This window comes from Alicyclobacillus sacchari, assembly GCF_004366795.1.
Classification (GTDB): domain Bacteria; phylum Bacillota; class Bacilli; order Alicyclobacillales; family Alicyclobacillaceae; genus Alicyclobacillus; species Alicyclobacillus sacchari.
This window is the reverse complement of the sequence record NZ_SORF01000002.1, coordinates 177,912-203,629: the sequence shown is the minus strand read 5'-3', so window position 1 is coordinate 203,629 and position 25,718 is coordinate 177,912. Positions and strand designations below refer to the sequence as shown.

The 25,718-nt window shown below is 54.5% G+C and carries 20 protein-coding genes and 1 riboswitch; of the genes, 2 read left to right on the top strand and 18 right to left on the bottom strand.

Annotated features, from left to right (window positions below; all coding sequences use genetic code 11):
* The first annotated feature begins 254 nt into the window (after nucleotides 1-254).
* Nucleotides 255-1,082 (top strand): sugar phosphate isomerase/epimerase family protein, encoded by an 828-nt coding sequence (locus C7445_RS03135; protein ID WP_166668962.1) that lies wholly within the window; start codon nucleotides 255-257, stop codon nucleotides 1,080-1,082.
* A 5-nt stretch (nucleotides 1,083-1,087) separates the two neighbouring features.
* Nucleotides 1,088-2,281 carry a Gfo/Idh/MocA family protein gene (locus C7445_RS03130; RefSeq protein WP_134158579.1) on the top strand — a complete coding sequence of 398 codons (1,194 nt, stop codon included), beginning with the start codon at nucleotides 1,088-1,090 and terminating at the stop codon, nucleotides 2,279-2,281.
* Nucleotides 2,282-2,597: 316 nt separating this feature from the next.
* On the opposite strand, the gene tpx is transcribed toward C7445_RS03130, so the two are convergent.
* The 18 genes from tpx to C7445_RS03040 all read right to left on the bottom strand — a co-directional run bounded on the left by tpx (nucleotide 2,598) and on the right by C7445_RS03040 (nucleotide 25,669).
* Entirely contained in the window at nucleotides 2,598-3,113 is a 516-nt protein-coding gene (tpx, locus tag C7445_RS03125; RefSeq protein WP_134158578.1) for a thiol peroxidase, read from the bottom strand.
* A gap of 106 nt (nucleotides 3,114-3,219) precedes the next feature.
* A complete protein-coding gene (locus tag C7445_RS03120; RefSeq protein ID WP_134158577.1) occupies nucleotides 3,220-3,594 on the bottom strand; it encodes a DUF488 domain-containing protein in 375 nt (124 codons plus the stop codon).
* Between the two features lie 41 nt (nucleotides 3,595-3,635).
* The gene (locus C7445_RS03115; RefSeq protein WP_134158576.1) at nucleotides 3,636-4,607 is read right to left on the bottom strand and encodes a hypothetical protein; all 972 of its coding nucleotides are present in this window, start codon (nucleotides 4,605-4,607) and stop codon (nucleotides 3,636-3,638) included.
* Complete coding sequence (locus C7445_RS03110; protein WP_134158575.1) at nucleotides 4,604-5,644, bottom strand: phosphodiester glycosidase family protein; 1,041 nt, start codon at nucleotides 5,642-5,644, stop codon at nucleotides 4,604-4,606. Before C7445_RS03110 ends, C7445_RS03115 begins: the two co-directional genes overlap by 4 nt.
* 102 nt (nucleotides 5,645-5,746) lie before the next feature.
* On the bottom strand, nucleotides 5,747-7,876 hold the full coding sequence (locus tag C7445_RS03105; protein WP_243834908.1) for an FUSC family protein: 2,130 nt from the start codon (nucleotides 7,874-7,876) through the stop codon (nucleotides 5,747-5,749).
* A 90-nt stretch (nucleotides 7,877-7,966) separates the two neighbouring features.
* The gene (locus tag C7445_RS03100; protein WP_134158574.1) at nucleotides 7,967-8,920 is read right to left on the bottom strand and encodes an ABC transporter ATP-binding protein; all 954 of its coding nucleotides are present in this window, start codon (nucleotides 8,918-8,920) and stop codon (nucleotides 7,967-7,969) included.
* Nucleotides 8,917-9,945 (bottom strand): ABC transporter ATP-binding protein, encoded by a 1,029-nt coding sequence (locus C7445_RS03095; protein WP_134158573.1) that lies wholly within the window; start codon nucleotides 9,943-9,945, stop codon nucleotides 8,917-8,919. The genes C7445_RS03100 and C7445_RS03095 overlap by 4 nt, the downstream gene beginning before the upstream one ends.
* Entirely contained in the window at nucleotides 9,938-10,918 is a 981-nt protein-coding gene (locus tag C7445_RS03090) for an ABC transporter permease (RefSeq protein ID WP_134158572.1), read from the bottom strand. The genes C7445_RS03095 and C7445_RS03090 overlap by 8 nt, the downstream gene beginning before the upstream one ends.
* A 23-nt stretch (nucleotides 10,919-10,941) precedes the next feature.
* Entirely contained in the window at nucleotides 10,942-11,859 is a 918-nt protein-coding gene (locus C7445_RS03085) for an ABC transporter permease subunit (protein ID WP_134158571.1), read from the bottom strand.
* Nucleotides 11,860-12,027: 168 nt separating this feature from the next.
* Nucleotides 12,028-13,941, bottom strand: coding sequence for an APC family permease (locus C7445_RS03080; RefSeq protein WP_134158570.1), 1,914 nt, complete (start codon nucleotides 13,939-13,941; stop codon nucleotides 12,028-12,030).
* 230 nt (nucleotides 13,942-14,171) lie between these two features.
* A complete protein-coding gene (gene cobD / locus C7445_RS03075; RefSeq protein ID WP_134158569.1) occupies nucleotides 14,172-15,254 on the bottom strand; it encodes a threonine-phosphate decarboxylase CobD in 1,083 nt (360 codons plus the stop codon).
* A gap of 6 nt (nucleotides 15,255-15,260) precedes the next feature.
* Nucleotides 15,261-16,250 (bottom strand): adenosylcobinamide-phosphate synthase CbiB, encoded by a 990-nt coding sequence (gene cbiB / locus C7445_RS03070; RefSeq protein WP_134158568.1) that lies wholly within the window; start codon nucleotides 16,248-16,250, stop codon nucleotides 15,261-15,263.
* Between the two features lie 8 nt (nucleotides 16,251-16,258).
* Entirely contained in the window at nucleotides 16,259-17,788 is a 1,530-nt protein-coding gene (locus C7445_RS03065; protein ID WP_134158567.1) for a cobyric acid synthase, read from the bottom strand.
* A 41-nt stretch (nucleotides 17,789-17,829) separates the two neighbouring features.
* Nucleotides 17,830-18,867, bottom strand: coding sequence for a ribonucleotide-diphosphate reductase subunit beta (locus C7445_RS03060; protein WP_134158566.1), 1,038 nt, complete (start codon nucleotides 18,865-18,867; stop codon nucleotides 17,830-17,832).
* A gap of 73 nt (nucleotides 18,868-18,940) precedes the next feature.
* A complete protein-coding gene (locus C7445_RS03055) occupies nucleotides 18,941-21,247 on the bottom strand; it encodes a ribonucleoside-diphosphate reductase subunit alpha (RefSeq protein ID WP_243834907.1) in 2,307 nt (768 codons plus the stop codon).
* Nucleotides 21,248-21,407: 160 nt separating this feature from the next.
* Nucleotides 21,408-21,601: riboswitch (cobalamin riboswitch) on the bottom strand.
* Between the two features lie 154 nt (nucleotides 21,602-21,755).
* Nucleotides 21,756-22,184, bottom strand: coding sequence for a PaaI family thioesterase (locus C7445_RS03050; protein WP_134158565.1), 429 nt, complete (start codon nucleotides 22,182-22,184; stop codon nucleotides 21,756-21,758).
* Nucleotides 22,185-22,196: 12 nt separating this feature from the next.
* The gene (locus tag C7445_RS03045) at nucleotides 22,197-23,858 is read right to left on the bottom strand and encodes a long-chain-fatty-acid--CoA ligase (protein WP_134158564.1); all 1,662 of its coding nucleotides are present in this window, start codon (nucleotides 23,856-23,858) and stop codon (nucleotides 22,197-22,199) included.
* 29 nt (nucleotides 23,859-23,887) lie between these two features.
* The gene (locus tag C7445_RS03040) at nucleotides 23,888-25,669 is read right to left on the bottom strand and encodes an acyl-CoA dehydrogenase family protein (RefSeq protein ID WP_134158563.1); all 1,782 of its coding nucleotides are present in this window, start codon (nucleotides 25,667-25,669) and stop codon (nucleotides 23,888-23,890) included.
* Nucleotides 25,670-25,718: the final 49 nt, after the last annotated feature.

The following is a 25,718-nucleotide window of genomic DNA, read 5'->3' as shown; positions in this document are numbered from 1 at the left end:
ACATCGTACTGTTGCACGAGAACGAGAAAGGTATATACGGAGACTCTCCTGCGCGTTGCCTCGATCTTTTCACCACTTACTCATCTCCTTCTTTCCAAGCCGTATTCGATCCGGCCAATTTCGTTCAGTGCGGTGTTCAACCCTTTCAGGAAGCGCTCCCAATTTTGCAACCATATGTGGCATATGTTCATATGAAGGACGCTCTGTTTGAAGGGAAACGAGTCGTCCTTGAGCCAATAAGGAGGAACATACCCATGCGAATTGCATATTCCAATCTCGCGTGTCCCGAGTGGTCTATGGAAGATGTATTTGCGAAGGCCGTTCAATTTGGGTTCGACGGTGTTGAGATTCGCCTCTTGGATGGGGATGTCATTCCGTCCACCCTCAATACCCACATGCAGGGGCGACTTACGCGTCTCTCGAAAGAGAGTGGGGTGGAAATTGTCGGGATCGGCGCGTCCACGAAGTTTGCAACGGACGATGAAGCGGATCGGCGGCGGAACGTCGAGGAACTGCTGCGGTACATAGATCTGGCAGCTTGCCTCGAGGTTCCCATGGTACGCACATTTGGCGGAACCTTTCGTGCGGGTCATCTCTCCGCGGAACAAGCAATCGCCTATGTCGCGGATTCGTTGGCACAGGTGGCTCCACGAGCAGAGGCATTAGGTGTGGCCGTCCTGCTTGAAACGCATGACGACTTTTCCCCCTCGAGTTTGGTCCGCGATGTCGTGCTGCAGGTCGGAAGTCCGATGATCGGCGCGCTGTGGGACACACATCATCCATATCGCATGGGTGAAACCGTTGCGCAAACCTTCGAAAACCTGAAGGGGACGTTACGCCACGTACATCTAAAAGATGCCCGCAGGGTGGGTGACGCTTGGCAGTTGGTCGAGTTCAACCAAGGTGACGTGCCTGTTCGCGAGATCGTTTGCACGCTGGTCACTCATGGCTACGATGGAACCCTTTGCATTGAGTGGGAGCGAAAATGGCACCCGGAAATTGAAGCTGCCGAGACAGCCTTACCGAAACATCTTGCAATTCTACAAAACTACTTGGCCAACATGGAACAAAAGGAGAGCTGAGGGGCATGACGGCAGCCAATGGAACCCATACCGTGAAAGTCGGACTGGTGGGCCTCGGAAATATCGGAATGACACATATGTCCTACTTATCCAAGATGGATGATGTCGAAGTTGTTGGAGTATGCGACGTTGTCCGCGAACAAGCAGACGCGTTTGCCAGCCGTTATGGAACGACACCGTACTACAGCCATGTGGATCTGTTCGATCACAGCGGACTTGACGCAGTCATCATCGCCGTGCCTCATTACGCGCATGTCCCTGTCGCGATCGAGGCCTTCTCCCGCGGCATTCATGTGCTTTGCGAAAAACCGCTGGCGGTTCATGTGAACGACGCGAAAAAGATGATCGATGCTTATGCGGAGGCAAAACGCGAAAAGCCCGACCTGCAATTTGGTATCATGTTTCAGGAACGTACGTATCCGTTCTATCAAAAATTGAAAGACCTGCTCGATCACGGCGATCTCGGCCGCCTCACTCGAGTCACGTGGATCAACACGACCTGGTTCCGCACGCAAGCATACTACGACAGCGGAAGTTGGCGTGCGACGTGGGCTGGGGAAGGCGGCGGCATTCTCACCAACCAGTGCCCGCACAATCTCGACATGTACCAGTGGCTGTTTGGTCTTCCCAGCCGCATCAGTGGTTTCGCCCACATCGGCAAATACCATAAGATCGAGGTCGAGGACGAAGTGACGGCATACTTCGAGCACGATCACGGTATGGTAGGCCACTTCATCGTCACGACCGGCGAATCGCCTGGAACCAATCGCCTCGAGATCGTGGGAGAATACGGTAAGGTCGTTTACGAGGATTCCAAGCTTGTGTTTTATCGAAACCGCGAATCTATGTTCAAGTTTTCAGAGGAGTCGAAACAGGGTTTTGCTCATGTCGAGAATTGGTACACGGAGATTCCAGTCAATGTTAAAGTGCCGACTGGTCACCACGTCGTTGCGGACCGCTTCATCAAGGCCGTCCGCGGATCGTCTGAGCCGCTCATCGCCTATGGCCCGGAAGGTCTAAATGGGCTGATTCTGGCGAACGGAATTATGCTGTCTTCGTTTCAAAAGCGGATGATCGACGTGCCATTTGATGCAGATGAGTATGAATCCATACTTCAGGAACTTATCAAGCGTTCGCAATTCGTGAAGCAATGTACGGACCATGCTGTGTTGAACATGAATGATTCCTTCAACGTTTGACGACTCGTTGAATCAGAAGCACTGGAATGGACGATTGCCGCCGCCTGGGTTCAGGCGGCGGTGGTATTCTGCAATACGGAACGGCAAAAGATCGCTCTCGGACGTTATAAACATGAGAGAAACGCGATTCGCGGTCTCACGACGGCTACCGGCGTACGGACAATGGGAACCTAACGGTTCCCTCCTACATGTTTATAACGTCCGATAATATATATTATGTTAACTAATAAAATTAGAAAGAACTGCACAGACAAGATGCCGTCACATCTCGCCCGTACAGTCGCAGCCCATGGAATGCCATCCGTTGCGTTGAGAATTATTTGGCCGCCTTTGCGGCTTGAAGCGCAGCTTCGTAATTTGGATGCTGTCCGGCAGCCGGTACGTATTCGACGTATACAATCTTGTCACTCGAATCGACCACAAACACGGCACGGCTTTCGAGGCGAACTTCCTTGATGTATGTACCGTACGCACTTCCAAAGGACATGTCACGATGATCGGAAAGCGTCTGAACCCTTTCGACGCCAGCCGCACCGCACCAGCGCTTTTGGGCAAACGGCAGATCTGCGCTGATGGTCAAAACGACCACGTGTTCACCCAGGTCACTGGCAGCTTCATTAAAGCGGCGGGTTTGTGCATCGCACACACCGGTGTCCAAAGATGGCACGACGCTGATGATGCGAACCTTACCGCGCGAGTCGGCAAGTGTTACGGTAGATAGGTCATTTGCAATCACATGAAAGTCGGGTGCCGCATCTCCAACCTTCAATTCTGGACCAATCAAGGTGCACGCCTGATCGATAAACGTAAATGCGCCTGGGCGTTCAACCATGTTCCATACCACTCCTCAGCATGTGAATTGGCAAGCGTGATCATGGCACGCTTGCAATTTCATTGTAGCGGATGGTGCGCCGTTCCCCAACATGCGTTTTCCTGAATCATTCACGGTAACCGCCCTCTATCACGTATTCTCTAAGCACAACAGCATGGTTGTGTCTCGTGTCGCGAGCGGCATAGACGAGCGTAACAGAATCGGTCTGTAGCCAGTCGACGATTTGATCGACCGCTTGTCGGTGTAAAGCATCGCTGGCTAGTTCTTCCCGATACAACTTCACGAACTCCGCAAAGCGGTTGGGATCGTGTCCGAACCACGTACGCAACTGCGGTGACGGAGCGACGTCTTTGAGCCAGTGCCTGATGTGTGCATCCGCTTTGCGCACGCCACGCGGCCATAGCCGGTCAACCAAGACGCGAAGGCCGTCCGTCTCTAATGGCGGATCGTATATACGCTTACAATCGAGCTGACCGGACACTGCGACTCCTCCTTGCCTCCCGAGACGCCACCTCTCGCAGGTTATACGGAGGCGTTCGTCACTGCCGACGGGTTGAGTACCAGTTCACCTGTGCCGGTGACGGAAATTCGACTGGCTAGAATCGGATGCGTGAGCTGTTTGACGAGCTCGCTTGTCCCTTGTGATTGTCTGTATACCGCTGTCACCAAGCCATTGCTGTTTACGGCTCCATAGTATAATGTGTCTCCGACCACGCTGATCAGCGCGGCGTTTGCTTTGACAAGCTGCGCATTCATCTCAAAATCAGGCGTGTAGCTGCTTGTTGCGCTGGTTTCGGACAGTTTGAGCACATTCCATACGCCATTCTGATTCATTTCAACATATAGAATCTTGCCTGTCTCCGTCATCGCAATGTTTTTGACATAACCCGCAGGTACAGGGACAGCCTGCACATCCTCCATCGTTCCGACGTGATAAATCTGGCTTGACCCATTCGACGTAATCAGCACAAATATGTCGTTCGTCTGTGTGCTGTAGGTGACTTTCGTGATTTGCGCATCTGGAGAAAGGCCACTGAATACTGGCACACTTGCCGCAGTGATATCCGCCTGTTGGCCGTTTGAGACATAGAACGTGTTCAGTTCCAAATTGCCAGGTGACCTTTGTTCTCCCACAAACACCTCCGCGTTACCGAGCCATTCGACATATTGAACCGGATAAAGATCTGTCGCCTCGCTGATTTGTTTACCGGTTTCCAATGACACAACATGAACGACGTCCGTGCCATTGCCGGCCGTCTCGACATATGTCGCATATTGACCATTTGGCGATTGGGTTACACCTTGATACTGCTTTTTCAAGTTGGACAAGATTTGTGTCCCGCGAACTCGTACGAGTTGTTGAATCGCGCGCTCCGTGGCGACTTGTTGAGAATTCAACAGATGGTTCAAGTGATGAAAAAACACGACTTCTATGACCGTCGCCAAGCCAGCAACACCCAGAAACAAGCGACCGAGTCGGCGTCTAGACGTCATTGCGAACTGCCCCCCACTTCTGGCATCACGACGATCGACGTGGCGACGCTGCGCGCCCCGGTCAAATCAACCGGGGTGTTGACCAGCCGACCGTTGTAGACCATTGTCGTCGACGAACCACCATCGAGATCGGCCGCAATCACCGCATGATATTGCAGCATGAGTTCCGTGATATCCGCCATGGATGCCCCAAGTTGGCCGTACTGTCCGCGCCCATCGGTGACGATCAAAATCACCTTACCACTGGCTGTTTGTCCGATCGCCGTCCGTGGGTTATACCCTTGATCTGGAACCGGTACCGGCTGGCCATTTAACACCAAAACCGGGCCAAAACTGAGTGCTTCCTGAACATTCTTTTGCTGAAGTTCAGAGAGAGAATAGTCTCCCGCGATCATTTGGCCACCGCTTGTAAACGCGATCTCCGGATACTTAGCCGTCGATCCAGCACCAGTGATCACCTTTCCGTCATGCATGGTGATGCCGAGGGGGTTCGCACCTGTGCCCTGCTGATTCGTGTCTGAGAAAGCGCCGCCGTTAATGCCGGCAACCGCGCCTACATCATTGACCATCTGTTGCACCGTTTCGCCATTTTGACCAATGTATTTCGTAACAGCAACGCGAATACGCTTCGGGTTGTCCACCACCATAATGTACGCGGTGAATGTTTCTCCATGATACGTATATAGGTGAATGGCGCCATCGCCATTCGTATAGTTTCTCGTCGCGATCTCGGAAATCGGGGTCGTCTCGGACACCATCCCGTTCTTCGCTAAGGCGTGAGCCTCAATCGCGGCGTTCGACACCGTGAATAGCGACAAGGGCCGCAACAAGTAGCCATGCCGCGTTTCGTCGAACGTGTCGATCACGTAATTTCGAACAGCCGAAAACGGACCGTGAAAAATGAGCAACGACGAAGACACGAAGATATACAAGAAACATGCGACAGTAAAGGTCACCCAACGTTTTTTCGAGCGGCGTGGCTGGTTTCCTTTTCGTCGCTGCTGACCGGTCACTTCTTCTCGTCTCGTGCGATCCACCGTACTCCTCCCCGCCATTCGTGATCCCATGATATAGACGGTCCTAGACCTAGGAAAGTTCGCGTAAGACATCGATAACCAAATTCGCGCATATACCATCGATTATAAGGTATTTGACGCGGCGGTGTCCGTTTGTAGCATGCGGACAATCGTCCGTGTCGTAGTATCCATTCGCACAAACGCCCGAGCAAGGATGTCCTGCTGCTCCAAGTCTGCGTCGATCGCGAATGCCACCGCGATCGCCCGTTCCCTCATTCGCCTGCCTTCCATGTCTCTCGCCCCACCCCGGCGGATAGCAGCCTCAATCAGGTCCAATCCAAGCTCGATGTCCTGCCCGATCTGGACCAACTCTTCACGGATTGGTTCCTCGATGCGGCGTTCGAGCACATATGCCTCGATCGAGAGCAGGGTGTCCGACAGGCGATGGATGGCAAGCAACACGCCGAGCAAAGTGTGCGGATTCCATGCCGGGCCAACCGGTTCGTTCAACATTTGGCGAATTGCGACCGCCGCGTTTGTTCGCGACACCCGAACTGCGCTCCTTTGACTTTGGAACTTGCGCGGCGTAGGCTGAATGACTTGCAGCGGATCGCAAAGCGCGCTGAAAACGGCATGGAAGTATTCCCTTTGCGCTGCTACGGCGTCGGCGATGACACTGTGAATTTCCCGGTGTTGCCAGGTCGGCCAGACAAGGTATACCAGAAAGGCGAGGCAACTGCCCAACACCGTATCCAACAGGCGATCCTCCATGGTCACATAGGCAGGGGCACGCTCGAAGAACGATAGTAGAACCACCATTTCAGCTGTTAACGCACAACTGAACAATGCGTAGTTAAAGTTGACAAGCATATACATCGCTGCGCCAAAGACGACAATGAGGGCACTGCCAAAGATACCCGTCCTGTCGTGAACGCCGACCATGGGAATGGTCGCGAGCAAAATCCCGGCGACAGTGCCGATCACGCGGGCGATCCCACGTCCGAACGTCGCTGTGAAGTCGGGGCGCAAAATGATATTCGCGGTCAACGGCAACCAGTATGCGTGCTGCCAAGGCAATGTGCGCGCGGCAAGCATGCCAAGGCCAATCGCACCACTCGCCCGAAGCGCGTGTCGGAAAGTGGCGGAGTGAAACGTCAGATGGTTGGCGAACGACATCGCCGCCTTTTTGAGACGGCGGCCTATCGATTCGCGAGCTTCAGCAGGCAAATGCCAAATGGTGCGCTCGCTGAGATCGCGGTGCAACTGCCGCAGGGCCACCGCCGTCGCATGCACGTGCGCGCAGATGTCGCCCCGCATACTTTCTGCGAGATCCTCCAACTCGCTCGCCGCATGAACCAACAGATTGATTGTCGGCGATTGCGGATCACGCGGATCACGCCCTGCCGCAAACATCCACACATCGTCCCCGACTTTCTCGAGGATGGACGCCACTTGTCGCAACGCTCGACGCGCGTCAGCTGACTCCTCGCGGTGACCCGCGTAGGTTCTTCCTTTTGCCATCTCTGCGAGCGCGACCACATAAAACCGGATTTGTTCAGCTGTGTTTAGCAATCGATACAGCTTGGCCCGCGCCGGCATCCGCATATACGAATCGCGCAATGTGGCGTCCGCGTCGACGAGCGCCGTTGCGACAGCAAGGTCGGTATCGCGGGTGCGATCACGTGCATAGGTCGCAAGCCTGTGATACACCTGCGCAACTGCGTCGGCCTCAGCGCTGCGAGTCGTGCACAGGTCTACAGCCATCATGATGGATGTCTGCAGGAGGCCGCCTGCCAGCACAAGCGCAGCTCGATAAAGGGCACCACTTGGCGATTGCGGGCTTGTCGAAATCAAAATCAGGGCGTTGGTAGACAACAATCCCACTTGCCCTGCGGCGGCGCTTACGCCAATCATCATTCCCGCAATCCATCCGCTCACCATAGTCAAAAGCACGATGAGCCATATGTGTGCGCCAGCTATGGCACCAACCAAGGTCGTCACGGTCATCCACAAGGTAGCAAGCAGCATCGTGCGGGTGCGTCGGCGTGCCGTACCGGTCGTACCCGCGAAACCAGACACCAAAGCGCCGGCGGAAATGCCGACGCCTGAGAGGACGTGATGGGAAACAAGTCCGAAGATCAGTGGTAAGACCACGCCAAACGCGTTGCGGATGCCTGGCACAATACGCAAATTGCCGGGATCGTGCGCCGTCACGGCATTGATACTTCTCCACATTCTGCGCCGCAACAACAAGCTGCACCCCGCCTTTCGGCCGTTTTCCGCAACCGGCTTTGTCTAGACTATACAATACCGATTGTGCGTGGATCTATGCCGAAGTACAGGCTACGCCAGGTGACAGGCCACTTGATGGCCATCTCCAACAGGGCGCAGCGGCGGACGAACGTCGCGGCAGCGGCCAACAGCCACAGGACACCGCGTGTGAAACGGACATCCGCTTGGCAGATCGAATGGTGAAGGAATTTCGCCTGGCAACGCGCGCAATTCCCTTCGAGCGTCGACGTTGGCTGGAATCGGCAACACGGATGCAAACAGAGCCTGGGAATAAGGATGGTACGGCGCTCGAAACATCTGGTGCGCGGAGCCGACTTCGACAATTTCCCCAAGGTACATGACTGCGATATGATCCGCAATTTGACCGACCGACGGTAGGTTGTGCGAGATAAATAGGTAAGAGAGATTCCGCTTTTGTTTCAATTTGACGAACAATTCCATCATCTGTGCCTGTACGGAAACGTCCAAGGCGGACACCGGTTCATCGCAAATGAGTAGCTGTGGTTCAACGGCCAAAGCCCTTGCAATCATCACGCGCTGCTGTTGGCCTCCGGACAATTCAAACGGATAGGCCTCGGCTTGGTCGGGATTCAGTCCCACTTGTTCGAGCAACTGACGCGCTATCTCTCGCCCTTCGCGCCCATCGACGAGCCGTCTTGCAACAAGCGGATCGATCACGTTGCGGCCGACGGTCATGCGCGGATGCAACGCGGCCCCGGCATCTTGAAAGACCATCTGCATGTGTTGCCACATTTGGCGAAGCTCCCGACGCGAACGGCCGACCAGTTCCTCGCCAAATAGGCGCACACTGCCAGAATCCGGCGCTGTCAGTCCAATCGCACATCGCCCCACTGTCGACTTGCCGCTGCCACTTTCACCAACAAGGCCAAGCGACTCACCTTTGCGAATTGATAGTGAAACATCGCGCACCGCAAAGAGTTGCTTCCCACGCACGCGAAACGATTTCTCGATATGACGCAGATCAAGCAGTGGGCTCACGCTCATGTTTCGTTCTCCCCTTGAACATGATGACAAGCGACACGATGGGCCGGTCCTATTCGCCGCAACGCTGGTACATGTTCCCGGCATCGTGCCGTCGCCAGGTGACAACGTGGCGCAAACGGGCAGCTGTGGGGTGCCTCCAGAAGCGCCGGCGCGTACCCCGGGATCGGGCGCAAGGGTCGATCTGGCTGATCCGGATCGAATGATGCGGCGCGCAGACCCAGTGTATAGGGATGCATCGGATGTTGCAGAAATTCGTCGATCGCCGCCTCTTCCATCACCATGCCCGCATACATAACAACGATGCGGTCGCAGGTATGGGCCGCAACCCCTAGGTCGTGTGTGACCATCACGACCGACGTTCCGCGCTTGCGACAGATATCCGTCAACAGTGCCAGCACTTGCATCTGTACCGTCGAGTCGAGCGCCGTCGTCGGCTCGTCGGCAAAAATCACCTTTGGCTCGCTGGCAACGGCACTTGCGATCATCGCCCGCTGTCGCATCCCCCCGGAAAGCTCATGTGGGTATTGATGAAAGCGCGCCTTGGCATCGCCGATCCCGAGCTCCCGCATCAGCTCGATTGCGCGACGATGAGCCGTACGTCGCGTGCACAAACGATGACTGACCAAGGTTTCCGCAATTTGCACTCCGATCGGCAAGTAGGGATTGAAACCCTCAGCTAAGTTTTGGAACACAACGCCGATCTCGTTTCCACGTACAGAGCGTAACCGCCGATTGGGCAACTGGAGTAAATCCGTCCCCTCAAACCATGCGTGTCCCCGAGTCACCCTTCCGCCATCTCCGAGCAAACCGAGCAGGGACATTAACGTAACCGATTTACCTGATCCACTCTCGCCGATGATGCCGATCCATTCGCCAGGGCATACGGCAAAATCCACTCCGTTCACCGCGTGGATTGTCCCGTCGGCGCGCTCAAACTCGACGACCAAGCCCCGCACGTCGAGTACAGGTTGTCCGGATAAGCCGCTGTTGGCACCCGTTATCGTCTCGGCAACGAAGTCAGCCATAGAGATTCACTCCCTTGCCAGATCTTATCGGGCGACGCCTGTGCCATATTGCGAATCGCCGCGCGCGCAAAGGCTGTTGAGGATTCAAAAGCGCCTGCAATCCATCGCCGATCCACAACAGCGCGATGACCATCGAACAATACACGCCGAGCGGAAACCAAAACAGCCAGCGATAGCCGATGTACGATCCCCCACCCCCATTGAGCAAATTGAGGAGCAAATTGGTGCCTGGAGGCAATTGACCGCCGGTAAGCGGCACGTATTGTGGATCGAGGGCGATGAGCGTGGTGGACTGAAAGAGCACCGATGCGACCTGAAAAACGAAGAACACCATCATATTGGATGCGATTTGCGGTAACACGTAGCGCGTCGCAATATACCAACGCGATCCGCCAGCGAGCGTCGCGGATTCCATCAGTGTTCCGTTGCGCACGGAAAGCGCAAGCCCGCGCGCGAGGCGAGCGCATCCTGCCCAAGCGACAAGCCCTATCGACAGACCGATGTTCCAAGCGCTAAAGCCTGTGACCACCACGACAAAGAGGGCGATGATGAGCGTCGGGATCGAAAACGCAAAATCGGTGAGTCGCATGAGCACGGCGTCGACCCAGCCACCGAAGATGCCTGCGGCGATGCCTATGGTGAGGCCGATGGCGACTGAAATGGCCGCACCCGCCACGCCAATGAGCAACGTTCCGCCAAGTCCGCGCACGATCTGCGTCAACAGGTCCTGACCATATTGCCCGGTTCCGAAAGGATGTGTCCAGCTCGGACTCAGGTTCGCCTGGAAAATGTCGATGGTTGGTTGGTGTGTAACCAGTGGACCCACGATGGCGACGATCAATAGCACGATGGCATAACCCAGTCCGACAACAGGCAGTCCGTTTTGGCAAAAGCGGCGCCAAGCCAGACGTCGCCTGCGTTGACGACTTTTGACGGCGCGTTCGTGCCAATCGGAGATGACCGCAAACGACATACGAGTTCCTCCTTGACCTTGGCTCAGTCCGCGAGTGGGTTGAGCCACAAATATGCGATGTCGATCAGCAAGTTAAGTACCATGATGAACATGCCAAAAATGAACAAAGTGACTGACAGCGTCGTCCCGCTGCCAAACGCAGGGGCGCCGTAGGTCGTCACTTTGATGCCAAGCATGGTGCCGATTCCGGGGATGGCGAATGCCTGTTCCGCGATCACGGTGCAAAACAGCGTCATCGGCGTCTGCGGCCCGAAGAACGTCAACAGGCCAGTCAGCGCTGGGCGCAATGCATGGCGCACGACGACTCCCGCGGTGCCTGCGCCACGCGCGCGCGCAGCCGTGATAAAGGACCTCTGCATCACTTCTCGCATGCCCGCCTCCGTGTACTTGACCATATAACCAATATTGAAGCAGGCCACCGTCATGATGGGCAAAATCGCATCACCAAAAGTCCCCCATCCATCGGTGAGGGGAATGAGGTGCCACCCCAAGCAGAACGTAAAAATGAGAATGACGGCCATGTCAGATGGAGGTACTTGACCGAGCAGCACGGAGAAAGCCGAAACCGCTTGCCAAATCGGATTTCGTGGTTTTAAGGCCGCCAGAATACCGCACGGGATACCGATAAGAGCGGCGACAAACAGGGAGCCAAAGGTGAGAATGGTGCTGATCTCGAGCGAACGCAGCACCAGATCTCGCGTGATCTCGGGACTTGTGCCCCAATGCAAGGTACCAATTGCCACGAAGCTTGCATACACCGAATGCCAAAACGGAGTCGGTTTCGCCGCGGGCAGCCCTGGAACTGCCGAAGACGGGTTGACTGTCGCAGGGGTCAAATGGCCAAGCGCATTACCTATAATGACAAGCATGCATAGCAAAATGGGGATGACTGCGATGCGCAATCCGATCGTGCGAATGATACGCAACCGCTTTCCACGCAACGGAATCCCTCCAACCAACCTCGCATTTGGATGACACTAGCATATCACCTGTAATCCCCCAGCGAAACGATTTGGTCGGTGGATACTCGAATCTTTACGCTTCACGACAAGAGAAAGCCGCATCGACCAACCTAGGGAGTCGACGCGGCTTTCCATGTAGATCTTTTCCTACTTTCGCAAATGATATGGCACGGTCGAAACCACGACATCCTTGTGGCGTAACATCCACGCCCGAATCAAAAGCGAAGTCTGGTTGTGCAAGAGATTATGCCACCACTTTTTCGGAACAAACTGCGCGATAAGCAACTGAATGTGATCCGGCTTACCGCCTTCGTACGTTTCCAGTCGCCGAATAAACTTGGAAAGCGGATATAAAAGCGACCGATACTCACTTTTAATCGTTACCAGACGGCAGGGTGCCCCCCACGCTTCCCACTTCTGCTCCATGCGTTCAATCGACTCGTCGTCAAACCCAATATACAATGCAATGACGTCGGGCGTGCTGCTCATCGCAAACGAGATGGTATCCACAACCAAACGGTGAATGCCAGAAATCAACACCACTGAGACGATCCTGTGCTTTTCTGGGTGGACCGTCTTTAGGTCGATCCGCAATTCGTCAGCCACTTCAATATAGTGTTGGCGAATCTTCATGGCAATGAAAATGACCACTGGCAGAATGACAAGCACAATCCAAGCGCCACTTGTAAATTTGGTAACGGCAAAGACCACCGCGACCAGTCCTGTGATGAACGCCCCAAATCCGTTGATGACGGCCTTTGTTCGCCACATGCTCCCTTTTACCCGGATCCAGCGCTTAAAAAGCCCAAGCTGCGCTACGGTAAACGCCACAAACACGCCAATGGCATACAACGGGATAAGCGCGTTGGTTTGCGCATGGAATACTTCAATTAAGAGAGAGGCCAATGCCGCGAGTACAATCATGCCATTCGAGTAGCCGAGGCGGTCCCCGCGCAGGGTTAGCGCTCTGGGTAAAAAGCGGTCACTCGCGACCAATGCGGCCAACTGCGGAAAGCCGGTAAACGTCGAGTTGGCAGCCAAGATCAATACCACAAACGTGGAAATGATGATGACCTGGTACACGATGCCATGGCCAAAATAATCGCCGGCCAGTTGCGACAGCATGGTGTTATTCGGGTTCACTGAAATGCCACGCACGTAAAGGTGATATGCAAAACCCAGGAGCGTGATACCCGTGATGACGCCGAGTGCGATATAGGCCTTGATTGCCCCGTTTTTGCCGTCTCGGAAGATTGGCACGGCATTCGAGATCGTTTCGACGCCGGTGAGCGCCGAACACGCGGAACTAAAAGCTTTTAACAACAGCATCAGGGTAAGCCCTTCGGGTATAGTGCCAAACGGCGGTGTGACAGGCTGCACAAACCCGTGGTGCACTTCGTCATCAAACCCGGCACCAATTAAAAACAACATGCAACCCATAAAAACGAACGTCGGATAAGCAAATACCTTCGACGACTCCGACACGCCGCGCAAATTGACGAACAAGATGACAATCACGCACAAAATGGACAATTCGGTTTCGTGTCCGGCAAGAACCGGATACGACGAAGCCATTGTCTGCACCCCTGAGGACACAGACACCGCGACTGTCAACACGTAATCGACCATTAATGCGCTGGCGGCGACCAGCGATACCCACGGCCGCTGAAAGTTATCTTTGCTTATTGCGTATGCACCGCCGCCGTTCGGGTAGGCGATGACGCCCATGATATACGAGGTGATAAGAATCATGAGCAACAAAACCGTCGATGCAGTGATAGGAATAATCATCCATTTCACATCATTGCCAAGCGGTGCCAGTTCGGTGATGCCAGCTTCCGGACCGTACGCGACGGACGAATACAGGTCGGCCGCAAGTACCGGTAATGCAATCCACCATGTCAACTTCAGCTTAGAGCCATGCAGTTCCCGTGATCGGATAGGCTTGCCTACCACAATCCGTTTCACGTTGCCGAAGTTCAGCAAGGCAAGCGCGAGCGCGGCGATGATCACGCAAACGAGAATAGGGTGTAACCAAAATAACCCATGTGGATGAAGCATATGATTTCTCCTCGTCATGCACTTGTGCCAAACCTAGTTTGCCCAAGAAAAGCAAAACAACCCCTTTGGGCCACTCCTATGCCACTCGTATGTATGGATGCCATATGACGTGATTTATTGTAATCCTGCAACGCAAAAATTCAATTGCCAGTTCGCAAAAAACGTGAAAAAAGCGGGACAAAGCCCCACCTTTTCCGCTTACAACGCTCAGTTGGATCGCTGCAGCAGGCTTACAAGGCCGCAAGAAAAGAACAAAATGCATCATACAGGCGCTCGTTGTCCGTGCGCAGGCGGATCGCGAAACGGATATGATGGTCATTCAAGCCATGGTAATTGGCGCATGACCTGACGAACATACCGCGGGCCGCGAATGCGTTCAGCATCTTGGCGACAGGTATTTCATCGGCAAGTCGGCAAAACGCATAATTGGCACTCGGGGGATACAATTGGACGCCTTTGTGCCGCCCCCATGTCGAATGAACCCATGCTCGTTCGCGCGCGAGCCATGCGTGGGTCGCCTTGAGAAAGCTTCCATCCCGATAGGCCGCTGCAGCCGCACGCTGAGCTAATTGGTTGACGCTCCATGGATCGCGATGTTCGGCAATTTCACGGATGAGCGACGGATGCCCGGCGAGAAAACCGAAGCGCAAACCTGGTATGGCGTATATTTTCGTCGCTGATCGCACAACGAGCACGTCCTTTGTCACGACGGCCTGTGACAATACGCTGTGATTGGCTTCATCATCCCGAAAATCGAGAAATGATTCGTCCACGAGCAGCCAGGCGCGCCGCTCCGACGCAAAGCGGATGGCCATCTCCACTTGTGCTCGGGTCCACATCGCGCCCGTCGGATTGTGTGGATTGTTCAGCACAATCATGTCTCCAGGTCGCACGGCGGCCGTGTACAAGACGTCGAACCAGTTCCAGTTAGCATCTGGTGACAGATACAAGCGCTCGATGCGACAGCGCGATCGCGCCGCTGCATGAGCGTACTCCGCAAAGGCGGGTTCAAAAATCCAGACCGTTCCCGGCAACAGGTATCGAATGGCAATGTCAATGGCCTCCGCGGCGCCATTGGTACATAAGATGCTGTCGATTGGCAGGTCAAACCGTTCGCCAATAGCCTCGCGAACCGCCCGATGGCGAGCGTCAGGATAGTGGCGAATTTCTGGTAAATGATCCCAAACAGCAACTAGAGCCGCCGCGGGTGGTCCAAGCGGGTTCATATTTGCACTGAAGTCGAGAAGTTCATGCGCGGTAACGCCCACCTTTTCCGCATATTCGTATATGCGTCCACCATGCCCATGCGTCATCGCGTACTACCCCCTTCCCGTTCGTGCAATTAAAATCATCACAAGCATGGCCGTAACGAGGGCACCCGTCAACATCCAGCAAGCTGCATCCAGGATGCGCACGCTGCGCTCGATATCACGTCGCACGCACGGTCGGCGCGCCTCTCCCATCGTTGCGCGGTGTGACGGAATGCCGCCGTAGTAGTTTAAGCCGCCGAGTTGAACGCCCAATGCACCTGCCACCATGGCTTCCGGAATGCCGCTGTTGGGGCTCGGATGTTTGCGTGCGTCGCGGACGAGGGCTCGCCAAGCACCGCGAAGATCGCCTTGTGTACACGCGATCGCGCCGCTCAACAAGCTTGTCGCCACCCGAGCCGGCACGTAGTTGAGCACATCGTCGAACCTGGCGGACGCAAAACCGAACCACCGGTACCTCTCGCTCCGGTACCCGACCATCGAATCGAGCGTGTTGGCGGCACGATACAGAATGGCGAGTGTGGCGCCACCGATCAGCGTGAACAATACCGGCGATACAACCGCGTCCACCAAATTCTCGGCGACCGTTTCGACGGTGGCGCGAACGACCTCGGCTTCCGATAAATGGTCCGTGTCGCGCCCGACAATCCGCGATACAGCAGTACGTGCGCTATCGAGTCCATGCTCCACCAGTTCGCAGGATACCGCCCGCCCTGCGTCACGCAGACCCTTCCAGGCGATGGTCGTTGAGCAAATCCAGATGTTTATAGCCAGTCCCAACCACGACGAAATCTTGCTGCAAACCGTCACCACACACCACGTTGTGCCACAAGCCAGTACGGTCGTGGACAGCGTCAATGCGAAACCAACGAGCCTCTGTTGCCAAGGTGCGGCACCCACACGGTAGAAATGTTTCTCGAACCATTGGATGAAACGGCCGATCGCAACGACAGGATGCGGAATCCACTGCGGATCGCCAACCAAGCGATCGACGGCCAGCGCGGCGGCGGCGACAAAGATATGTATAAGAATGACATGCATAAGGGAGGTCATCCATTCGACGCCGTCCCATGCCGAATCCAAGCGCAAATTGTCGAGGTATCGATGTGCGCACGAACGACATCCGCAAAATGGCAAATGGCGTGCCAACGCCTTTCTCGATAGTTCGTTTCGCCAGTAACACGCTGATCGAGCCCGAAGCGAAGACGTATGGATTTTAGCCAGGCTTCGCGAAACCCATCGTTGTCAAACACGCCGTGCAAATACGTGCCGATGACGCGTCCCTCATGCCAGACAGCGCCGTCATCTCGAAGTATGTCTTCATTGCGGCGCGCAATTCGTGCAAACGGCTGAACGCCAACCAGAGGCGTGGTCTCGCCCATATGGATTTCATACCCGCTGACAGGTAGGGACGAATAGAGGGTCGTCCTGCCTGCGGCTTGATATGTTGCCTTGTTCGAGGCCATCACCGTACGCACAGGCAACAGATGCAAACCAGGCGACCAGCTTTGCTGCGACTCGACGCCAAGGGGATCCTCCACTTCGACACCAAGCATCTGATATCCGCCACAGATGCCGACAACCGCGGCACCATTCGCGAACGCGTGCCAGATTGCCTCGAAAAAGCCGCGCTCCCGCAGCCAGCGAAGGTCATCGATGGTGTTTTTCGTTCCGGGCAAGATCACGGCTTGGCAGTCAGCGGCATCTTGTGGGCGTTGACAAAACCGAATCGATACCCCGGGGGCACGATAAAGCGGATCGAAATCGTTAAAGTTTGAGATGTGCGGGACCTGTATCACGCCGAGATGGAGCACGTCATCATGCACACGATCCCCTGGTCTGTAGCGTTCACCTTCCAGACCGAGCGAGTCTTCCTCATCAATTCCGATGTCCGGGACATATGGCACCACACCAAGAACAGGAACGCCCGCGGCTTCTTCCAGCATGCGTACGCCTTGGATAAACAGACTGGCATCACCGCGAAACTTGTTGACAATGATGCCCTTGACACGAGCGCGCTCAGTTGGCGTCAGCAACGCGAGCGTGCCGATGACCGAAGCAAAGACGCCGCCGCGATCAATATCAGCCACCAAAATCACATCTGCGTCGGCCATTTCGGCAACTCGCATATTCGCAATATCATGTTCCTTCAAATTGATTTCGACCGGACTGCCAGCCCCTTCGATGACGATCACGTCAAAGTTTCGTTCCAATAGGTGATAACTCTCTTCGACCCGTGCCCAGATGGCCTGGCGCTGTTCGCGAAAGTACGACTCTGTAGTTTTTGTGCCATACACCTGACCTTGGAGGACAACTTGCGACGCATTAAATGCGGTTGGCTTCAAGAGGACCGGGTTCATGTGCTCGTTCGGCTCAATTCCACATGCCTCCGCTTGTACAGCCTGCGCTCGGCCGATCTCGGCGCCGCTTGGGGTCACCGCTGCGTTCAACGACATGTTCTGCGCCTTAAACGGCGCGACACGATAACCGGCGTCGGTAAGAATCTTGCAAAACGCTGTGCAGATGGCACTCTTCCCGACGTTTGATGATGTCCCGACCACCATGATGGCATGCGCCACAAGTCACGCCTCCTGTCATCCGTATAGGACCTGCCCTGGTATTACAATTCGTCCCAATTCAAGTTGCCCGCTTTGGTGTAGCTCGTCACGCGCTGCTCGAAGAAGTCCGTTTTCATGGAATTCATGGACGCATAACTGTCGAGCCAAGGCATTGGATGCTCTGTCACTTCTGGATATAGAATTGGGAGATTGAGCGACTGCAAACGCACGTTGGCCAAATACTTGATGTATTGATCGATCAAGACATCCGTCAAGCCTGCAATCTTGCCCCCGGTTACATACTGACCCCAGGCCACTTCGTGATCGACCGCGGTTCGCATCATCTCAAGAAACTCCTGTTCCAAGTCAGGCGTGAGCAATCCTTTATTTTCCCGGATAATCTCATGATACAAATTGCGGAAAATAGCCAGGTGTGTGAGTTCATCCCGTTGAATAAACTTGATTTCAGACACCGTTCCTAACATTTTACCCTGGCGGCCGAGCACGAAGAAAAAGCTAAACCCGGCGTAAAAGTATACGCCTTCGAGAATGTAGTTGGCCACAACGGTCTTCAACAGGTTGCGATCGCTCGGATCGGCGATGAACTGTTCGAACAAATCGGTGATGAACTGATTGCGGCGCAACAGATGATCATCTTCTCGCCACTCGTTGTAGATGGCGTCGCGCGTCGCCGCGTTGACGACGGAATCTAGAATGTAGCCATACGACTGTGAGTGCACCGCTTCCTGAAACGCGTGCACGGTAAGGCACAAGTTGACCTCGGGTGCCGTGATGTACTCGTTGATATTCGGCAGGTTGTGGGTCAACAGGCTGTCCATAAAAATGAGGAACGACAGCACTTTATTGTAGCTTCGACGCTCGTCCTCCGTCAGCGCGTCGTACTGACGTGCGTCGTCGGCCAATGCGATTTCTTCGGGGATCCAAAAGTTGTTCATCATGGCACGGTAGAGCTTGTACGCCCAGTCGTACTTGATGTTGTTCAACTCGATCATATTGGTTGTGTTGCCGCCGATGATGCGCCGCTTGCCCCAGTCGCGATCGCCCGCTGCGTTAAACAATCTGGTCCGTTCTAATTTCATGCGTTATCTCTCTCCTATCTCGAGTCATGATGCACAAGCCGCGGCCATTTGACACTGGGCCTGCTGATGGCGATCACGACGAACATGCCACGCAGTCCTCCACTTCGACCGCTTTGCTTCGCACGTAGTAAACGGTCTTAAGGCCGCGTTTCCACGCCAGCATGTACAGGTCTAAAAACGCCTTCGCGCTGATATCGGGTGTGATATACAGGTTGAATGACTGACTCTGATCGACATGCCGCTGGCGTACCGCGCACGCCTCGATGCTCCAACTCTGGTCAATGGTGTGCGCTTCTTTGTAATACCAGAATGTACGTTCGTTCAAATTCGGAGCTGTCTGCGGCACAACACCATTTTTCTTCTCCTCCAGGAAGAAGCGCGCGAACACCGGATCGATGCCGGCGGTACTGCCCGCGATAAGGCTTGTGCTGCTCGTTGGTGCAATGGCGACCAAGTACGCGTTGCGCACGCCATGGCGAGCGACCTGTTCGCGCAGGCCATCCCAATCCGGTCCCCCCGGTCTGCTCCTGTAGCCCCGCAGTTCGAAATATTTACCTGTCTCCCAATCAGATCCGTGAAAGAGGGGGTACGGCCCTTTTTCTTTCGCGAGTTCCAACGAGGCTTCAATCGCGTAGTAATTAATCCATTCAAATAGCTCGTCGACATGCCGCAAGTGTTGTTCCGACTCCCAGATGAGCCCTTGCTCGGCAAGGTATTGGTGATAGCCGCTGATACCAAGGCCAACCGCCCTGTACTTTCGGTTCGTGATCGCGGCCTGTGCGACAGGATAATGGTTGAGATCGATCACATTGTCCATCGCGCGAATCTGCCGCCGCACCGTCTCCCGAATCGATTCGCGATCTCGACAGCGCCCAAGGTTGAGCGATGACAAGTTGCACACGACAAAGTCACCAGCCTGTTGACGCACGGTGATGACATCGCCCTCCACCATCTCTTCGTACCGCTGCGATGGGCTCATGTTCTGCATAATTTCAGTGCAAAGGTTGCTGCAATAGATCATGCCAGCGTGTTTGTTTGGATTGAGTCGATTCGCCGTATCTCGGAAAAAGATGAATGGCGTGCCGGTTTCAAAGGCGGACTGCATGATCCGTTTCATGATTTCTATGGCCGGAATTTCGACTCTTGGCAAATTCGGCTCGTTGACGCAAGTTTCGTACCTGCGTTCAAATTCGTCACCCCAAGCATCCTCTAACGAAAATCCCATCACCTTGCGAACCTCGTACGGACAAAATAGGTGCCACATCCCACGCTCTTCAACCCGGCGCATAAACAGGTCCGGAATCGAGACACCTGGAAAAATGTCGTGCGCCTTCATGCGTTCATCGCCATTGTTCGTGCGCAATTGTAAGAAATCCAGGATGTCCTTGTGCCAAACGTCCAAGTAGACAGCCGCCGCTCCGCTGCGCATACCCAATTGGTTACAGCTGACCGCCGTGTTGTTAAAATTCCGGATCCATGGGACAACGCCACCACTGGCTCCGGGGTGATTGCGAATGGCCGAACCTCGTGCACGAATTTTGCCCACGTAGATGCCCATGCCACCGCCAAATTTCGAGACTCTCGCAAAAGCCTCATCCGTCGCGTAAATGCTAACGAGATCGTCTTCCGGCATGTCGATGAAACAGGAACTCAACTGGTGGAATGGTTTGCGCGCGTTGCTGAGCGTCGGTGTCGCAACCGTCGCCTCCAACGTCGACAACATGTCATAAAAGTATTTCGTCCACTTGAGCTTGTCCTGTTCCTTCATCGCCAAGTGCATGGCCACACCCATGAATACCTCTTGTGGAAGTTCCATGATGCCGCCTGCAAGGTTGCGAATGGCATAGCGATCCATAAGTTGTTTGAGACCAACATAGTTGAACAGATGATCGCGCTCTGGCTTGATATACGCCGCCAGTTCTGCAATTTCTTCCGAGCTGAAATGTTCGCGCACGTAGGTTCCGTAGCGTCCGATTTGTTCTAGGCTTTCGATCAATTCTTTAAAATCGCCGTAGCCAACATGCTCATAGTTTCGATTGCGCCCTGCTTGTTTGTAGCAGTTCAACAAAAGGAGCCGCGCGGCGACAAATTGCCATTTCGGTTCTTTCACACTTGTCTTCTCCACGGCGGCCTGAATGGCAACCTTAGCGATTTCAGACGTCGTCATGCCATCGCGTAACTGTGGATAGATGGCCTGAGCCAAACTCTCCATTTGACAACCATCGATTTGTGCACAGCCGCGCTCCAAAAACGCATGGAATTTCTTCGTATCAAAGGCCGTCTCCCTGCCGTTGTGCTTGTACACGCGATACGATGCGAGCCGTTCGGGCCACAGTGCCGTCTCCAATGTCGCTGCCACACCTGGTGCGCTTTCCATCATGATGTATCCGCTCCTCACATATTCATGAAAAAACCCTGTTCCCATAACGGAACAGGGTTCGAGATTCCAACAAACTGCGGTTTTCCATTCGGTCTACACAGACCGCCCAAAACCGAGTTTCTTGTTCGTTCATCGCCCCTTCCCAATCCCTCGTGGGAGTGATGCATAACCAACCCTGGCAGGTCTCCGGACTAAGTCTCATCTGTGCAGAAGCACCTTCCCCCGTCAAAAACGGAGTGGCTGGCAGAGTGCCGCAGCTTGCACATCGAACATCACCGTGGCGAGGACCGTTCCAGCTTTCCACTGGATTCCCTTTTCACTCGCATTGCGAGCACCAGGATTCGTCTATGTAATTGTGGTTCGCAAAATGAGATTAACACTAGATATGGTGTTTGACAAGTCTCGACAACCAAATCTGCGGTATATATATGCAAACGTACGAACAACGTCGACAAGCGCGAACGGGGTGGACTCCCGTTCGCGCCTATGTAAAACGCGACATATCGCCTTACTTCGACTTGTTCAAGACGCGGAATGTGCCTGTTGCAAATGCACACAACCTGCCATCGTCACTATAGACATGTCCTTCGACCGTCATCGTGCGCCCGCCGCGATGAACGAAAGCAGCTTTGGCACGCAGTTTCCCTGCCGAAACTGGCTCGGTAAAGTGTACGTTCAAGTTCGTTGTTACAACCGGATCCTCTGGATACTGTAAAATGACCAACAGCCCCATCAACGAATCGAGCAACGTCGCATGAACGCCCCCGTGCAAAATACCTGCCACGTTGAGATGATGGGGACGAATCTCCAGTTCTGCTTCCAACTCGGTCTCCCCAATGGCGATAACGCGAATTCCCGTGTAGTCGGAAAAGGTCCCCACCGCGCTCCGCTCCAGAACCAGAGGATCGACGCCATGCGGATTCATCGACGACCGCATCTCATCCTCCCCTTATGCATTTTGTTTACTGTCCTCGACCAGTTCGCGGCGCAAAATCTTACCTACCGCGGACTTGGGTAAGAACTCACGAAATTCGTAGGCGCGCGGCACTTTGTACGCGGCCAAATTCGCGCGACACCATGCATCCATCTCTGCAGCTGTCACCTGCTGACCTTGTTTTAGCTGGATAAACGCCTTGACCGTCTGCCCGCGGTACGAATCTGTGACGCCGACGACAGCCGCTTCGGCGACCGCTGGATGCTCATATAAAACCTCTTCGATCTCGCGTGGGTAAATGTTGTAGCCACCCGCGATGATGACATCCTTTTTGCGATCGACAATATAGAAGAAGCCGTCCTCGTCCATCTTACCGATATCTCCAGTGAACAGCCAGCCATCGCGAAGGACGGAAGCGGTTTCAGCAAGCTTTTGCCAGTAACCCTTCATCACCTGCGGACCACGCACAACCAATTCACCAATTTCCCCCACCGGTACATCATTTCCATTTTCGTCGACAATCCGGGCCTCCGTGTCAGGGAACGGAATACCGATCGAACCATTCTTTCGCTCGCCCCAGAAGTTGTTCGCATGAGTGATGGGGGAAGCTTCGGTTAATCCGTAGCCTTCAACGAGCTTTCCGCCTGTGAGACGCTCAAATTGAGCCTGTACCTCCAACGGAAGAGGCGCTGCACCGCTTACACAAACTTCGATTGACGAAAGATCATACTGCGCGACATCCGGATGATTCATGAGCGCAATGTACATGGTTGGCGTCCCTGGAAACACGGTTGGCTTAAATTCGTGAATCAAACGCAAGACGTCTTTCGCCTGGAACCTAGGCACGAGAATCAACATGCCCGCCTTGTACATGGCTTGATTCATCAAAACGGTCATCCCAAAGACGTGGAAAAAAGGCAGGGCTCCCAAGTAACGCTCTTGCCCATCCCGCAATTGATAAGACCACAACGCGCTCTGAATCGTATTGGCAACTAGGTTGAGATGGGTCAACATCGCCCCTTTGGGGACTCCTGTCGTCCCTCCTGTGTATTGAATCAGCGCAATATCTTCTGTGGCGTCGATCTCAATCTCTGGTACGTCCGAAGTCCCCTGCATGAGCAGTTCGTTCCACGCAATCACGCCCTGCTGCGCCTGTGCGCTCCCACCTATGTCCCACGCCTGCGATGTGGATTCTGCAAGAGCTGCCGTTGGCGGCAGATAGTCGCGCACCGATGCCACAATGACGTGTTCCACATCTGTCTCCCGCTGAATATGCTGCACTTTCGGCCACAACTCGTCCAGTGTGACCAACGCCTTTGCACCGCAATCCTGCAATTGGTGTTTTAGCTCTCGCTCCGTATACATCGGATTATGTTGGACGACCACCAGCCCAGCCAGCAAGGCGCCGTAATACGCGATCACAGCCTGTGGGCAATTGGGCAACATGATGGCGAGCCGTTCCCCCTTGGCTAGGGGGAACGCTCGCACAGCGTTGGCAAAACGACAGCTCGCGTCCAGCAGTTCGCGATAGCTCATCGTACGCCCGAAAAACCAGATGGCCGGGTTGTTCGGAAAACTTTGTGCAGAATGAACGAGAAACGACGCCAAATTTTCCTGAGGGTAGGCAAACGAGCTTGGGACTTCCTCCGGATAATGTGCTAACCAAGTTTTCGCCATAAGCCCACCATCCTTTCAAACGGTTCGCATCAGCACACGTATTGTTCCGCGTCGATCACCGCACGGCCAATTTCGCGTTCCAGTCCGATGATGTCGAGATCCGCACGGCGGGCGAGCCGCTTCAGAACCGACAATTGCATGCGCAACGCATCCCCTTGCTCGACGTGCGCCAAACATTCCTTCGCCAGGCGCTCAATTTCACCCAACGATTCGTATGCAAACGCCTTCGTCATCGCGATCGCGCTTGCGCACGCAGCTTCACCAACGCGCTCCACATGCTGCATGGTGCGCAGCCAAGCGCTTTCCATGGCAAACGTCAAGATCGCGATGTCTGCAAGGTTGGAAAGCACCTCTTGCTCTTCGTCAACCCGTTGTTGGAACGCTTGTGCGGCTAACCCACCCACCATGAGGAAAATCCGCTTCGCGTTGGCGATATACTGCGCTTCCTCTGCAAGCGTTCCTTCCGGTGCAGAGAGCGCTGGCGTCATCTGCATGAGCTCTGCCTGCAGGGCCTGGGCCTTTTGCAAAAGTGGCAGTTCACCTTTCATGGCGCGGCGCAGCATCGTACCAGGAATCAAGAGGCGGTTGATTTCGTTGGTTCCCTCAAAGATGCGGTTGATGCGCGAATCGCGATACATTTGTTCGACCTTGTACTCCTTGATGAAGCCGTATCCGCCATGTATCTGCAACGCTTCATCGACGACATAGTCGAGCGTCTCAGAAGCGAAGACCTTGTTAATGGAGCACTCAATCGCGTATTCTGCGATTGCCTTTGCCGACAACATACCCGAGTTTGGACCTGTCACATCGACGTCCGCCAACGCCGCATCAAGCAAACCAGCCGTACGATAAACGACGCTTTCCAGCACGAACGCACGCGTGTTCATTCGCGCAAGCTTTTGTTGAATGAGCGGGAACGACGAGATTTTACGTCCGAATTGCTGGCGTTCATTCGCATAATGAGCCGCCAATTCAATGGCGTCCTTCGATCCGCCGACGGCACCCGCGGCCAACTTGAAGCGTCCAATATTCAGGATGTTGAACGCGATTTGATGGCCTTTGCCAACCTCGTACAATAGATTTTCAACAGGTACATGCACATCTTCCAGGATCAACTGGCGGGTCGACGAGCCCTTAATACCCATTTTTTGTTCTTCCGGGCCAACGCTGACGCCAGGCATCGTCCGTTCGACGATAAAGGTGCTAAACAACTTTCCATCGACTTTTGCGTACACGACGAACACGTCCGCAAAGCCTGCATTCGTGATAAATTGCTTGGTGCCATTGAGAATGTAATGCTTCCCGTCGTCCGACAAACGCGCCGTCGTCTTCGCGCCCAGCGCATCGGAACCAGACGATGGCTCTGTCAGGCAATACGCCGCGATCCATTCACCGGTCGCAAGCTTCGGCAGGTACTTCTGCTTTTGTTGTTCGTTGCCAAAGTAGACAATCGGCAACGTGCCAATACCTGTGTGGGCACCAAGCGACAAGCCGAACGATCCCGCTTTCGACACGCGCTCGTTGATGAGCGTCGCGCTCATTTTATCGAGGCCAAGACCGCCATACGCTTCCGGGATTTCGGTCGACAACAAGCCGATTTCTCCGGCTTTGCGCAACAACTTCACGGTCAAATCGTAGTCCAGTCCTTCAATTTCTTCATGATGCGGAGAAACCTCCGTCTCGACGAAACTGCTCGTCGTTTCCGCGATCATGCGTTGCTCCTCTGTCAAAGACTCCGGTGTCACGATCGAATTCGGATCGGTTTCCTCAATGATAAAGCCGCCGCCAATCGCAAGTGTCTTGTTGGCCATCGTAAACCCTCTCCTTTATACGGTGCATAATGGAAGTTTCCACCCTGCC